Source organism: Reichenbachiella sp. (assembly GCF_965223055.1).
In the GTDB taxonomy this organism is placed as follows: domain Bacteria; phylum Bacteroidota; class Bacteroidia; order Cytophagales; family Cyclobacteriaceae; genus Reichenbachiella.
The window spans coordinates 378,336-393,454 of record NZ_CBDCVM010000005.1; the positions used below are offsets into that span (position 1 = coordinate 378,336).

Annotated in this window: 8 protein-coding genes; 3 read left to right on the forward strand and 5 right to left on the reverse strand. The window is 40.6% G+C overall.

What is annotated here, in order from left to right:
• Positions 1–23 precede the first annotated feature (23 nt).
• On the reverse strand, positions 24–1,151 hold the full coding sequence (locus tag ACOQO5_RS04610) for a DUF2911 domain-containing protein (protein WP_420580514.1): 1,128 nt from the start codon (positions 1,149–1,151) through the stop codon (positions 24–26).
• A 143-nt stretch (positions 1,152–1,294) separates the two neighbouring features.
• Between ACOQO5_RS04610 and ACOQO5_RS04615 the strand changes: the two genes are divergently transcribed.
• The 3 genes from ACOQO5_RS04615 to ACOQO5_RS04625 all read left to right on the forward strand — a co-directional run bounded on the left by ACOQO5_RS04615 (position 1,295) and on the right by ACOQO5_RS04625 (position 5,409).
• The gene (locus tag ACOQO5_RS04615) at positions 1,295–1,855 is read left to right on the forward strand and encodes a DUF1801 domain-containing protein (protein ID WP_420580515.1); all 561 of its coding nucleotides are present in this window, start codon (positions 1,295–1,297) and stop codon (positions 1,853–1,855) included.
• Positions 1,856–2,092: 237 nt separating this feature from the next.
• Entirely contained in the window at positions 2,093–4,471 is a 2,379-nt protein-coding gene (locus tag ACOQO5_RS04620) for a TonB-dependent receptor (RefSeq protein WP_420580516.1), read from the forward strand.
• A gap of 5 nt (positions 4,472–4,476) precedes the next feature.
• Positions 4,477–5,409 carry a DUF4249 family protein gene (locus ACOQO5_RS04625; RefSeq protein ID WP_420580517.1) on the forward strand — a complete coding sequence of 311 codons (933 nt, stop codon included), beginning with the start codon at positions 4,477–4,479 and terminating at the stop codon, positions 5,407–5,409.
• A 69-nt stretch (positions 5,410–5,478) separates the two neighbouring features.
• Here the strand turns inward: ACOQO5_RS04625 and ACOQO5_RS04630 are convergent, their stop codons facing one another.
• The 4 genes from ACOQO5_RS04630 to pbpC all read right to left on the reverse strand — a co-directional run bounded on the left by ACOQO5_RS04630 (position 5,479) and on the right by pbpC (position 15,105).
• Entirely contained in the window at positions 5,479–8,535 is a 3,057-nt protein-coding gene (locus tag ACOQO5_RS04630; protein WP_420580518.1) for a hypothetical protein, read from the reverse strand.
• Between the two features lie 52 nt (positions 8,536–8,587).
• Complete coding sequence (locus ACOQO5_RS04635; RefSeq protein WP_420580519.1) at positions 8,588–12,109, reverse strand: ABC transporter permease; 3,522 nt, start codon at positions 12,107–12,109, stop codon at positions 8,588–8,590.
• 273 nt (positions 12,110–12,382) lie between these two features.
• Positions 12,383–12,679, reverse strand: a complete 297-nt coding sequence (locus tag ACOQO5_RS04640) for a hypothetical protein (protein WP_420580520.1) — start codon at positions 12,677–12,679, stop codon at positions 12,383–12,385.
• Positions 12,680–12,735: 56 nt separating this feature from the next.
• Positions 12,736–15,105 (reverse strand): penicillin-binding protein 1C, encoded by a 2,370-nt coding sequence (pbpC, locus tag ACOQO5_RS04645; RefSeq protein WP_420580521.1) that lies wholly within the window; start codon positions 15,103–15,105, stop codon positions 12,736–12,738.
• Positions 15,106–15,119: the final 14 nt, after the last annotated feature.

Below are 15,119 nucleotides of genomic sequence, written 5' to 3' on the forward strand. Positions count from 1 at the left end.
ACATATCCAAAATTGGAATTTTCTTATGATCCGTAGGCACTTGTGTCTACTCCCATTTCTTTCAACAGCTTAATTGAATTAGCCTTAACATTGGCTGCTGGATTTAGAGAAAGAGACTTTTTCAAGTTCTTGATTGCATTTTTGTTGTCTCCTTTCGTCTTGTAGGCCTCGCCTAAACTATCCCAGCAGTTCGCATTTTTAGGATTTCTTTTGGCATTCAAGGTGAAGTATTCGATCGCTTTATCGTACTTCTGTTGTCCTAGCATTTGATAGCCTAAGAAATTAAGTTGTCCTACATTGGCGATGGCTACTGATTCATCCATGATGGCTTGCGCTTCAGTGGTTTTACCCATGGCGGTCAGCAACTGCCCTTTGGTAGACAGGTTGTTGAAATTTTTTGTGTTAGCAATAGATTGATCTACCCAAATGAGTCCTTGCTCTAGCTCTACATTGTTTTGTGCACAATAGTTTGCCGCCTGGTTAAGTCCTTGCCAGCCAAAGCCTGGGATTGATCTTAACTCATCTTTGAAGTTAGCAATCACAATGCTGTGCACGTCGTATTCCACTTTGAACGGAATGGCTTTCTTTTCCCATTTCAAGGCTACGGTTGCACTGGAATTATCCATGTTTATCACATCGTATGTCAACACCTCTGTGTGTGCAACATCCATCGTTTGGACATCTACTCTCAAAGCATCTTCAGCTTCTTTGTAGTAGAAACTTCCCCAAGAAGAGGAATTATTAGAAAAAATGACGGTGGCTTTTCCATCCTCATAAACCGCCATGTGCAGGCCGTAAGTGCCGGCTGCCAAATCTTTACCTTCGATTTTCACATCATCAGAGAAAGTGATAATGGTATTCTCATTTGCTCCGGCTCTCCATGGAATATTACTTCCATCAACAAATGTAGTAGCTTCAAATCCCCAAGGGATCAATGTGCCCCAGATGTTTCCTGTCCGATCATTTCCCCTGAGTGTAACTCTAGGTCTTGAATATTTGATGTTTACTGTAGAGATTCCGATGGTCTGGGTCATCTCACTGGCTGGAACAACCGCTCTTGGCGTGGTTACGTTTTGGGCACTTACCTCCCAACACAGTAGTGCGACGATCGCAACTGCTAAAAGTGCTTTCATGTTATTTTTTGTCTTCATAATATAATTGGTTATGGTATTTGAATTTTTAACAAGTAGTTAAACGTGTATCCTGTATGTGAGAGGAGATTTTGTGATAGGCGGTAAATTCCGTGATGAAAGGTTAAAACGAGATGATGGCAGGGGAGAAAAAAAGCCCTTAATTGAGCGGATTAGAAGTTTTTGATGATACCCTTACTGTTAGTCTGACCTTTTTGATTGTTGGTTGTACATATTTGGATGTGAATGGCTTAATTTTAATTAAATACAAAAAACCAAATATGCAGAGTACAGCGACATCAGTTCAAGAATACCTCGAGTCTCTTCCGGAAGATCGAAAAAAGGCAATTGAAGAAGTGAGAGCAGTTATTCTGAAGCATTTACCTAAAGGTATAGTTGAAACCATGAATTGGGGTATGATAAGTTACGAGGTGCCGTTAGAAGTATATCCAGATACCTACAACAAAAAACCACTCATGTTTGCTGCCTTAGCTTCCCAGAAAAACCACATGGCTGTTTATCTCAGTGGGATCTATTGTGATCCAGCCTTACGAGAAAAATTTGAAAACGACTACAAAGCCAGTGGCAAGAAGATGGATATGGGAAAGAGTTGTGTTCGCTTCAAGAAATTAGAAAATCTTCCTTTGGATGTCATTGGATGGGCCATAGGTGCAGCCGATATGGAAACCTTTATTTTATTTGCCAAGGAGAATAGGAGAAAGTAGTTAAGCGACTAGAATTTTTTAAATCTATTGTGGGGGTAAAATTCATTTTGGTTTTCCTGAATCTGGAAAACGATAAATTTTTCTAAAAAAAGGTAACCTCTTTGACGTAAAAGCTGTCTTTCTCTATGAAAACTCTACACATCAAAAAGAAATAACCAGTAATTACGTGAATTGGAATTTATAATCGTCTTCCAAAAGGTTAATAAAACTAAAGCATAAAAACTTACGCTAAACTCAATGAACAAATTTCTATTGGCCAAACTTTTGGTTTGCCTGGCTTTTTACTCGCAGGCACAAAACACCATCAGCGGCTATGTAAAAGATGCAAGTAATGGAGAAACTTTGATCGGAGCCACAGTGCTTATCAAAGGCAGTTCTCAAGGAGTAATCACCAATGTGTATGGATTTTATTCCATTACACTCCCAGAAGGTGAATATGAAGTAGAATATCGATACATCGGTTTTCAACCTATTGCTCAGACCGTTGATTTGTCTGAAAATAGAAGGATAGATGTAGAATTGCTTTCGGACAGTCAACAACTCGAGGAGGTAGTGATATCTGCCGAACCCGAAGATGTCAATGTATCAGGTATTCAGATGTCGACCAACAAGCTGGATATAGAGACCATCACTAAAATCCCATCATTTATGGGTGAAGCTGATGTGTTAAGAAGTATCCAAATGGTGCCGGGTGTAGCTACCGTAGGAGAAGGTGCGTCAGGATTCAATGTAAGAGGAGGAAGTGTTGGACAGAACATGGTTTTGCTCGATGAAGCTCCGGTCTACAACTCTTCACACCTTTTAGGTTTCTTTTCAGTTTTTAATCCAGACGCGGTAAAAGATGTCAACCTGATCAAAGGAGGAATACCGGCTAGATATGGAGGTCGGATTTCGTCTGTACTTGATATCAGGATGAAAGAAGGAAACAGTAAGGAGTTTGCGGCACAAGGTGGAATAGGAACCATCTTCAGCCGAGTGGCAGTGGAAGCGCCAATCGTGAAGGACAAAGCGTCATTTATCATAGCAGCCCGGAGGTCATACATAGATGTTTTTGCAAAATTGTTTACCGATGCGCTGGACGATGGTGCTGCCTTAAACTTTTATGATTTGACCATGAAGACCAATTGGAATATAAACGAAAAGAACCGTATCTTTTTATCTGGATATTTTGGACGTGACAACTTTAAGTTTGATGCCAATCAAGGGTTTAATTGGGGTAATAAGACAGCAACATTGAGGTGGAACCACATTTTCACGGACCGAATATTTGCCAACTTTACTGCCTTTTTTAGTGATTATGATTACGTATTGGCTTTTGGTGAAGACGAAATGGACCAGTTTGACTGGAACTCAAGGATTATGAATTATGATTTCAAACCAGAGTTCACCTACTTCGTCAATCCAAACAATGAAGTATCATTTGGCGGGGAGTTATTGTTTCTTCAGTTCGAACCAGCGAATGCAGTGGGTGTAAGTAATGGTGAATCAAGAGACATCAGCTTACCAACTAAAAATGCGTTAGAATCAGCGCTGTACATTTCCAATGACCAAAAAATCGGTCAAAATATCCAGCTTCAATACGGACTTAGATATTCGCACTTTAGTCTTTTGGGCTCTGGAGTTGCTTATACCTATGGAGATACTATTCCAGGTACCAGACGACCTGTGATAGGTGCAGAAGAATTTGATAGTAGAGAAACCATTCAAAGTTATGACAATTTTGAGCCCAGGTTTTCTGTAAAGTATCAACTCAATAAATATAATTCATTCAAAGTCAGTTATAACAAAACGAGTCAATACCTACATCTGATATCTAATACAACAGCTTCGAATCCACTGGATGTGTGGACGCCTAGTAGCAATAATATCAAACCGCAAATAGGTCGTCAGGTGGCTCTTGGTTGGTTTAGAAATTTCGGCCCAGACAATAATGTGGAATTTTCTGCGGAGGTGTATTATCGTAAAACAGAGAATCAAATTGATTATATCGATGGTGCAGATATATTGATCAACGAATACATTGAAGGAGACTTGCTAAGTGGCGATGGTCGTGCATATGGTTTGGAGCTTTATGCAAAAAAGAACACGGGAAGGCTGACTGGCTGGGTCAGTTATACTTTAGCAAAAACAGAGCTACAAACAGACGGGATCAATACAGGAGAATGGTACCCTACAAGGTATGATCAAAGACACAATGTAAAACTAGCTGCATTTTATGATCTCAATGAGCGGTGGAGTCTTTCGACCAACTTTACATTCCTGACAGGTACGCCTACTACATTTCCTACTTCGCGCTATCAAATGGGAGATTATGTAGTGCCTTATAATCATGGCGATGGACGAAATAATTTTAGAATACCAGTTTATCATAGACTAGATATTTCAGCAACACTACAAGGCAAACGATATAAAAGAAACGGGGAGAGAAGGAAAAATGAAAGCTATTGGGTCTTTTCAGTATATAATCTTTACGGAAGGAAGAACCCGTTCTCCATATATTTCACACAGGACAATGACGTAAGGCCAGCACCTGGAGATTTGGTAAATACACAAGCCAGACAAGTTTCCATTATTGGAAATATGATACCTGCTGTTTCTTACAACTTCAAATTTTAATGACAATGAAAGCTTTTAAATATATCAATACTCTTATCCTAGGCATAGTTTTTATGTCTTGTGACGATCAGATTTACCCTGAGTTGAATGATGCTCCTGAGGTGATAGTGATAGACGCCTGGGTAAATAATAAGCCAGAGAATCAAATTATTAAAGTGACAAAAACGCAACCCTATTTCGATAATTCGGAAAGTGTAGGAGTTCCAGGGGCGGAAGTGTATATCACCGACAATGAAGGTAACCGATTTGATTTTGCAGAATCCAATAACGGCGCTTACGTTTGGCTTTATACCACAGAAACTTTTGGAACAATTGGAAACACATATACATTGACCGTAAATGCTGAGGGTAGCACTTATACGTCTACGTCAAAGCTCAATCGTGTACCGACAGTCGACAGTGTTACATTCAGGTATGAATTGGAAACAGCTTTTGGTACGGAGGAGGAATTTTATCTTGGTGAGTTTTGGTCAAGAGATTTAGAAGGCGCAGGTGACACCTATTGGATCAAATCATTCAAGAACGGAGAATACCTGGCAAAACCTCAAGAGATTAATATCGCTTGGGATGCAGGTTTTTCTGCAGGAGGTGCTATTGATGGGTTGATATTTATTCCGCCTATTAGAGATGCTGTAAATCCATTTGACGAAGATCCAAATGAAGAAGACTCCTTTTTGTCGCCCTACGAGGATGGCGACTCATTATATGTGGAGCTTCATTCTATCACGCATGCGGCTCATGATTTTTTGTCGCAGCTAAGTATTCAAACAAACAGACCTGGAGGTTTTGCTGCATTGTTTGATACCCCGTTGAGCAATGTTCCTACGAACATCGTCAACACTACTTCTGATGGCTTGGCACTTGGATTTTTCTGTTTGTCTGCGGTGGAAGGCAATGGAAAAAGGTTGGACATAAGTCAGGTTCCAAAAGAAGAATAAGATTTTGCAGTTTAGTTCGATTGAGAGGACCCCGGAATCCCGAAAACTATCGGGAGAGTCGGGGTTTTTTCATTGTACGATTTGAATGCTCATACGATTTAGAACAGAATCCACGTGCTTATTTCGTTCTTCTAATAGATCTAAGTCTTCGCGATAGGCTTTCTTTTTCATGGACTCGATTTGCATTTTACCATCTATTGTCCTTGCCTGAATGTAATGTTTTATCATTCCAAAACGTCCTTTTTCATCGGTATTGACCTGTTTCCGTTTTTTCTTTTGGGACTTGAAAAGTAAATCACTAACACTAATTTGCATGTCAAACCCAAATTCAAAGTCTGTACTATGATATCCAGAAAATTCAATATTTGACAAGGACGTTTTGAATATAGTAGTGGGTATCACAATTTCATCATTATGAAAAAGTATTTCTAGATTAGGATTGGCTAATAGAACAGTATCTCGATTTGCTTGTTTAATAAATTTTAGAGATTCAGTAATGGGTTTAAACTTTATCAATTCACCATGGCTTAGAGAGACATTCATTTTTCCTATCATCTCATCATTTTGATGCACCAGTTCTTGGTTATACTCAAGTAAAACCTGCCCATTTACACCAATTTTACCTTTGAAGTGTTGTTCAGAAAAAATCTCATCATTGGACTTGGCTATTTTAGATGTAATATCTCCCAGGTCAATATTTGAAGCTGATATGTTGCAGAATGCTTTTACATCATTCTCTTCGTTTTTACGAATGAGTCCTTCTAGTTCGAAAACACCATCAAACATCTCGAATGAAGATTTGTTGAGTCTTAGCCGATTATCGCGAACATGAAGGTTTACATTCAGATTGTCAACATCAAAATGCTCATACGTAGCTCGGGGAGCTGTAATATTGAAACTGAATTTGTCAATAGAAAACGAAGGTTTCTCCTTATTTGTAATGGAATCTGTTTCAGGCTTTTTTGGTTTAAGCGTATTGTAGAATTTTTTTACCGAATCGATGTTAAATGAATGAAGAGCTACAGTTGAGTTTCCTCTTATTTGATAAATAGAATCCCGAAGGTCAATATTGAAAGCCGATTGTGTTTTTCCATAACGAAAGTTAAAGTCTAATGCTTTGGCTTGAAGTTTTTCATCTTTCAAATCAGCTAGAATTCTCAAATTAGACAACCTTATTTTATCATGCTTAAAAGATTTGATTCGAATGTCAGAATGAAGTGTATAATTCGATAAATCTTTGGTCTCATCTTTTTCAGGCATTTTTGCTTGTCTTTCTTTCTTTAGATACTTTTTGGTATCTAATTGGTCAAGGTCAGCCTTTATCCAGAAGTCATATTGGCTATCACCATTTGTCATTGGTTTGGATACAGCGTCCAACCACAAATCCCCTTCGTCAAGTTTGAAATGACTATTCTGAATAGATAGAGAATCATCATTAAATGCTAATTTCAATTTGATGCTTTCAGCATGATGTACATCGAAAGTGAAATCCTTCATGTTTATATCACAATTAAGGTGCAAAAATTCTGGAAACTCAGTGGGTTCTGAAACATTTGTATTATTATTTTCCATCGATTCAAAATCGGAATCTGAAATGGACAGCCCTACTATCTCAATGTCAAAATTGGCGGTTGAGGTTTTATTGGGTTTTCGTTCCAACATTGGGAAGAAGTTTGGAATATACCCGGACATATTAACTTCCGCCTTATTGACAAGCGCAGATAATCTTGAAAGAGTTAGCCGTTTGTTTCTGACTGTAACAGTACTATTAAGGTTCTTGATAGATAGGTTGGACTGGCTTTTTCTGATATGAATGTTTTTCAATATAATATCGCCATTAAATGTATTTTGATTTGACCTTTTTTTTACCTCGAGTTCTGATATTTTTCCTTCAATATCAGCGTGTACGTGAATGGAGCCTGACATTTCTAAATCTGGAAAATTGACAAGGCCCTGCAAATCTTCTAATTCTAACTCTGAGCTCGCATCAATATTCAGGTATGGGTCATTAAAATTTTGAATGGAACCATTGATAAGAAAAAAGCTGTTGTTCACTTTGGCTTGTCCAAAATCTATGACCATTTCACTTGTTTTCGCATTCCTTTCCTTACCATTGGTAAAATGCCCTCTAAAACTTACACTATCTAATTTTCCAGGCAATCCAATTCGGGAAAAGGCAGCATTTTCTAGCTCAAACAAAATATCAGTATTTGGGAAAGTGACAGGATCTACAAATCCAGAACTTCGGACAGTCAAAGAAAGTTTTGCATCAGGGTTGTGCTGAACAAGTTTCAATGGTTTGAATTGCGGTATGAGCGTTAAGTAGTCATTAATCCTCGCTTCATCTCCTTCCAGTGTTATATCCAACAAATTTCCATTACCCGCAGGATTGAGCAAACCATATGCTCGAAGCTGGGCATCATAGAGTTGAAGAATTCCATCGAATAATTTTTTATCATCCAGTGTGTTTACACGTAATGTAGATTGAAGGGCTGCTAAGGGAACACCTGTCTGATTCAGTTTTCCTTTAGAAATCATGGTATCCAGAATGCCGAAAGCATCACCTTTAATCTCCAATAAGTCGTCGAATGACTTCAAACGGAAATCTCCTTGGTCCACAGCAATCCTTACTCGGTTTCCTTTATAAGCATTGTCAACGATTATCAGTGCATCCCTTATTTCGATTTTGGGTATATCAAGAAGTAGTTTGAATCCAACTTTTTCCTCTTCAACTTTTTTAGGGCGAACCATAAATTTCTTGCCGGTAGAATCTATAGGCGCAAAAAATTTAGGCTTCAGCACTTCCACTTTACTCAATGAATAATTGTCTTTGAACAAACCCATGAGGTTCGCATGAAGCGCTAATTTTTCGGCATTCAGAATCTCGTATTGACTTTCTTTGATGGATAAATTCTGTACCGAGATGGTCACTTCAGGAAAATTCTGAAGAACGCTAATTCCAATGTCCTCAAAATAAACAAAGGAATGCAAGCTTTCGTCAGCCAGAATTTTTAATCGATCAGTGATTTCACTTTTATACCAGAACCCCACCACCAACTCTAAAATTAAGAGTGGAAGAATGAGAAGAATGGCCAAGTAGCCCGTGAATTTAAAAAATGATCTCATGAATAACGATAAGCCACCTAAGGTATCAATTATTCATGAGATTTAGGCAAACTTATTCGTACCTCAAAGTTTCTACCGGATTAGTAGCAGCAATTTTGACAACAACCAAGCTCACACTTGCCAGCGCTATGGCGAGCAGTAAAACAGCGGACGCAATAAATGGAATGAACCCTAAAGGAGCTTGATAAGGGAACTCACCCAGCCACTCTTGCATAAGCAAATGAGCCAATGGCAAGCCGATTACTAGTGCAATTCCGACGAGAACAGCAAACTGAGAAAATATCATTTGTATGATTTGAAGTGGGCTAGCACCTAAAATTTTTCTGATGCTCACTTCTTTCAGTTTTTGACCAAGCATGGCTAAGGCCATGCCGAGTAGACCCAAACAGGCCAAAAACAACGCAATACCTGCAAATATGGAAAAGACGCTTAATGTTCGCACTTCATTATCGTAAAGGTCGCTTAGTTGCTCATCGAGGAAGTGATATTCAAAGCCTTCCTGCTGGCCGTGGCTCGCATACAGTTTTTCTATGGCATCCAGTGTTTTTTGGAAATGTTGACCTTCCAGTTTTATCACCACTTCATTCATCATATAAGGTTGATATTGTATAATAAGTGGATTAATTGGTTGATGTAGCGATTTATAATGAAAGTCTCGAACCACACCTACCACAGTGATTTCTAAATCTCTCCCACCTAAGTGCCAGGTGAATTTTTCTCCTATTGGATCGGTGAAGTTGAGTCCTCGGGCCAATGACTCATTGATCAGGACATTGGTGCCGGCAGAATCAGCGGCATAGCTCTGACCCAGTACTCTTCCCTCCAATAATTCAAAACCGAGCAGCTCTATGATGCCAAAATCCACAAACATCTCACTGGCATCCAAATAGTCTGGATGATGTTTGACTGAATGTACAGGATGGTTATCAAACTGCGACCCGGGAAGGTTAGAAACGGCGGATACATTTTGAATGCCGGGGATTTTTCTGAGCTCTTGCTGAATGGTTTGAGTTTGCGAAAGATTGATTCCCCCGTGCTCAACGCTCGATGGAATAGGAATAGAAATAACTGCATCCTGATCGAACCCCAATTCTTTGGATTTCATAAAATCGATCTGTTTTAGAATAATGAGGCTGGAAGTTATCAGGATGGCAGAGACTACAAATTGACAAACCACGAGTACACTTCTCAGTTTGTTATTTCCTCCCGTTACCGTTAGTTTTCCTTTCAGCACATCTGAGGGTTTAAAAGCCGAAAGAAAAAGGGCAGGATAAATACCGGCCAACAGCCCAATGACCAAGGCGAGAATACTTGCTTTTCCCAAAAAGTCGAAGCTAAATAAATCAGTAAAAGCAAAAGTCTTGTGGCTGAGCTCATTAAAGGCATCAATAACCAATCCAGTTAGCCCAACGGCTAACGTCATGGCTACCATACAAAAAAGAATAGACTCCAGGTAAAACTGTAGCGTGAGATGACCAGAAACGGCACCGAGCGTTTTTCTCACACCGATTTCTTTTGCACGCTCTACAGATTTGGCAGTAGTGAGATTAATGTAGTTGATACCTGCAATGATCAGAATGAATATCATTGTTCCAGAGAGGATATAAATGTATAAGATGTTGCCATTGCTTTCTAGCTCCCACCTAAGGTGTGAGTGGAGGTGAATGTCTGCGATGGATTGGAGTTCAAATCTGATTTCACCTGTATCAAATCGTTCTTTGGCGTCTTCGTCCCAATTGAGATACTTGAAAACCCAGTCTCCTATTTTCGATTGTAAGGATGAGGCGTGAGTTCCGTCTTCCAATACAATATAGTTGAAGTGACCGAAGTCAGCCCATGTCATCCAATGACTTTCTGGGTTTACAGCCTTGACTGTCTCATAAGATATTAAGGCATTAAAATGGAAATGAGCATTTTCAGGCATGCCTTCGACCACTAGAGAAACTTCAATCGGCATATCACTGATAGTAAGAATCTGACCAATAGGATCTGCCTCCCCAAAATACTTCTTTGCCATGGCTTCTGTGATCACCAAGGTATTGGGTTCATGAAGTGCTCTAACATCTCCGGCAACAGTGGCCAACTGAAAAACATCCAGGAATGTAGAATCTGCAAAAAAGAAATCTGGTTCATCAAACTTCAATTCTAGTGCTTTGTTTTCTACCTGTACTTCTTGTTTGGTAAGGCCGGCTCCGTACCAAGGGGAAATACTTACAGCTGTTTTTACTTCAGGAAAATCTCTCCGCATGGCCTGAGCCATCGGGTGTGGGGTTCGAGTTTGCGAATGCTCTGCAATCCAACTGATTCGAAAGATATTTTCATGATTAGGAATAGAACGATCATAAGAAAGTTCGTGCTCGATAAAAAGATAAATCAGCATGCTGCAGGCAAAACCCACTGTGAGCCCAAACAGATTGATAAGTGTAAAAACTTTGTTGCGCTTCAGCGCTCGGATAAATGTTCTAAAAAAATTGATTGCCATGGTGCGTTTGAGTTTTTTGGTAAAAAGATGACTCAAACTAAGCGTGCTAAGGAATGAAAAGGGTCTTTTCTTATCGGGTAGCAGTTCTTCCCGATAAGATCGAACGTCCTTAGTTTCTCGATATTCACTTGGTGTGACCCCCGTATGGCGTTTAAATGCGGTATTGAACGCCGATTTGGAGTTATAACCCACCATAGCAGCAATGCTCTCCACTTTGGTGTCTTTTTGCTCTGGATTCTTGAGTAAGTGGCGAGCTTCGCGGATTCTAAACTGGCTGATCAGTTCTTGAAAGCTTATTCCTTTGCTTTCATTCAAGACTTGAGAAAGATGATGCGTGCTCGTATGAAGTTCTTCTGCCACACTGGTCAACGAGGTGTCATCTTTTAAATAAAAACGACTTTCCGTGATGAGTTGATCCAGTTTGCTCACTATAGCAGCTTTCTGACTCGCTGACAATGTAGATTTTTTGTATTTGTTCGCAGTCGGAATGGGAGCGGTAAAACCAGTTTCTTTAAATATTTGAAAGAAGATCAGACCGAACAAAATAAAAGTCCCTCCCCATACCATTGCTATTGGGAGAAACTGATGTATACCTAGAAAACAGAAAACGAGAAGCAGATTAAAACCATAAAAATTCCTGAACCAAACGATTCTTGACCCGGGGTTTTGAAACCAGGACACTCCTCGAATTTTTGCTTCTTGATTGGTCTTGCGAATGGAATCAAGGATTATGAGTATTACAAAACCGACCAATACCCAAGTAATAGAGAAATAATAGGTAATTCCTGCAGCAATCAGAAAGACCAGTATGAACCAGAGATGCTTGCTGGAAATTCTTGAGTTTTGGGTGAAGAAGGTCGAGCCATACCAATTTAGAGAAAGAGCTAAAACAACTAATGAAAGGTTGACCCAAATTTTATCTACGGACCAAGTACTCAGCAAAGCAAACCCGATGTACGCCAACACTAACTGCCCTAAAAAACGACTAGCTGGAAACTTACTAAGCAATAAGAAAAGCAGAAGCATCATACCATTAATGCATGTGCTTGAAATTAACATTTCGATCCAAGGCCAGTTCATCCATTGATCCATGGGATGAAATTAGGGAAATTGGATCGAAAACTTAAATCTCTTTCTCTCGTTTGATCGATAATTCAAAACCTCTGACTATGAACCAATTCAAATCGCAACTTTCCAAAAGCTCAGACTCCTATGACCTTAACGATTTTCACAAGTTTAGAATAGACACCTTCTCACCCATGCATTGTGTTTATAGCTAAGCTTCGTAAATATTTAGAGGGAGACCCGGATGTTGAGATCGAAAATGTGCACAGTGTGGGCTATATTCTGAAAGTGAATTGAACGCTAAATCTCAAACAACAATCTTTTGCTTTTCTGGACTTCTTCGAGTTGCTGCAAATCCGGGAAGGATTTTTCGAACCATAGAGTCACTTCTTTTCCAAATAACGTATTGAACCCATCTTGAAGTTGACAGTAGTTGTCTGCATAGTGAACCGTAGGAATATCTGGATTGAATCGAATGAGGAAATGGATTTGATCTTGCCGTAGAGAGTTGTTATCTATGACCGAAAGTTCTTTCACCTTGTGCTTCGCACAAAGTTCTTTTACCTGATCAATATGTTTGGCTACTTCTATCACCATTTGCTTTCAAAAATAGAGTAGTTTCTCAAATAGTGGAATACCTAGAAATACGTATTTTATTCCTCCCCCATCACCTCAAACCTCAAGCTCAATTCTTGCCCTTGCCCATCTAGCAGAAGCAATTGATGTTCGCCAGGTTCGGTAAACAATCCCAGCTGGTGAACACGTTTCGTGCTGCCTAGGTATTGGCCGTCCAAATGCCAGAAAATGACCTCCTTGGTATCGCTATGAGCCGCTTCAAAAATGGTCTGCCCATAAGCGCCATCCAGCTCCTTGGGGATGAATACTTTGGCATTAGGCTTTGGGTAAATCATCTCAAGTGTGGTTGTTTTAGACGATTGGTCACAACCTGCAAAAAATTTAGGTGGACTTTGATAATCGGTGTTGTATTGTCGATAGTACCAGGCCTGAACAGGTGGCAGCGTAAACCAGCCCTTATGCACCATTTGATCCACATCATAACAAGAACTGTTGACTTGGTAGTTCTCCGTTTGGTCCAAGTGTATCAACTGGTGAAAGCTGCATGCCTCAGTATTTTCTACCATTAGAGGCAGAGTTACCTCTTCTGTGTTATCACAATTGGGATTCGCTTTTTGTCCACTTGCCTGGCAGATCTGAAAGACTTGAGTTTCGCTAGTAGGTACTTCATGGAACGAGTCACTGGTGAGCTGCTCGAACACCTGAAACATCAAGGGTGCCGCAGCTTGGCCGCCTACCAGTCCGGGTCGGCCTTCGCCATCTGCATTGCCTACCCAAACACCTACAGCGTATCGGCCATTGAGCCCAATAGTCCAAGCATCTCGAAAACCAAAGCTGGTACCCGTCTTCCAGGAGATGGGTGTAGAGGACCGGAATTGCTCCCAACCCGCAAAGTCATCCGGACGGTGCAGTCCCATCATGGCTTCTAGCATGGCCCAGATCGAGGCGATGTTGAATTCCTCGCCGTTTTGCATGGAGGATAAGGGTTCTCTGGCTTGGCCGATGAGATATTGATGATAGAAATAGTTGTCCGCTTCATAGCGCGAACTGATGGATTGGTCAAAGGAGTTTCTATACACTCGATAGACGTTGGCGTACATATTCACCAATTCCCACAGACTAGATTCTGCTCCACCCAGAATCATGGATAGACCATAATGGTCAGCTGATTGGTTCAAGTTGCTCATGCCAATTCTCCTGAGCTTTAGATGAAAATTTTCATAGCCATATTGCTTCAAAAGCAATACAAAAGGCAGGTTGAGCGAACGGGTCAATGCCTCATTAGCATGCACAGCTCCTCGGTATTGTAAGTCAAAATTCTTTGGCGCAAAGCCTTCGAAAAAGACGGGATAGTCACCAAGCAATTGCCTGGGAGTAATCAGCCCTTCATCAATGGCTGCGGCGTAGAGAAAGGGTTTGAGTAGACTGCCAGTGCTTCTCTTGGCTTGTATGATATCTACCGAGGGACTGTGAATTGGATCGGTATCTACATTCCCCACATAAGCTTTAGTTTCTCCACTCATCAGGTCTACCACAAGAACGGCTCCATTGAATACATAGTTGGCATTCCAATTTTGGATGTGTTTTTCTAGTAGTCTGGTTACGGTGTTTTGGAGACGCAAGTCTAATGTCACCTGATTGCGCTGCCCTGCTTTTCCTTCTTTGATCAGCTGACCCAATAAGTGGGGCGCAAGCTGTGGTAAATCATGGGGCTGACCGGGCAATTCTTCGGCCATGGCCAACTCCAGGGTGGTGGCATCAAACAAGTCTTTTTCATGTAGTTTGGTCAATAAAAAATCCCTTTTGATTTTAAAAGCCTCTTCGTTTTTTCCTGGAAATATGATCGAGGGCTGATTGGGTAGTACGGCCAGCGCTGCTGCTTCCGCCCAGGAGAGTTGCTCAGGCGCGCGATTGAAATAGCGCCAGGACGCTGCAGTAATGCCCACCACATTTCCCCCGAATGGGGCATGACTGGCATAGTGATGTAGGATTTCCTTTTTGGAATAATATAGTTCGAGTTTTAATGCCAGTAGTGTTTCGAACAATTTTTGAAAGATCGTTCGGGGCTGATTTCCTCTGGCCATTCGGATCACCTGCATGCTGAGGGTACTACCCCCTCGCTTTATGCTTCCGTACTTCACATTGGTGACCAAGGCTTTGAAAAGCGATATGGGATTGACCCCGGGATGCTGGTAGAAATATTGGTCTTCGAAATGAAGTAAGGCGCTTTCAAACTTAGTAGGAAGACTATCGACCATAGGAAAGCGCCACTGGCCATCGTCGGCAATACGGGCGCCCATGAGTTGGCCATCCTCCGACTCTATCGTGGTGGTATAAGGATGGTCGAATAAAGGATCAGGCAGGGGCAAACACAAAAACAAAACCGATCCGAACAGCAGGAGCTGAACGAATCGGTTTTTTAGAATTTTCGTGAGTTTGTTTTTCATTTTAATGGGACAGC